Genomic DNA, 368 nt, shown 5'->3' on the forward strand with positions numbered 1-368 from the left:
GCATGGCAAACATAAAAAACACTGCAAGCGTTAGCATGAAAACCCGGCTTCCCCAATAAAACAAATCATCACTCAAGACTTCTTTGTTGAGAATGGCAATACCGATTACCAACAGGCAGGGCCTTAATACAACGCCTGAGCTTCCGGTCATTGCGGTGACCGCCAGTGCAAGCTGACGCCGAGTACCAACACGCCTCAACTCCTGATAAACCACAGCACCCATGGCAATAATGATAATACCTGAGGCCCCTGTATAAGCAGTTGGTACAGCCATTAATGCGATGGCGATGCAGGCCAGTATTTCAGGGGGAAAGTTCCAGGGTTTAAAGACATCAAAAAGCTTCGCGCCAAGCAAGGTCTCTTTAAGC

1 pseudogene is annotated in these 368 nt (G+C 48.1%); it reads right to left on the reverse strand.

From position 1 onward, the window contains the following. Positions 1–368, reverse strand: a pseudogene (locus tag A3729_RS32735) (C4-dicarboxylate ABC transporter); the annotation flags it as partial.

Source organism: Oleiphilus sp. HI0043 (assembly GCF_001634935.1).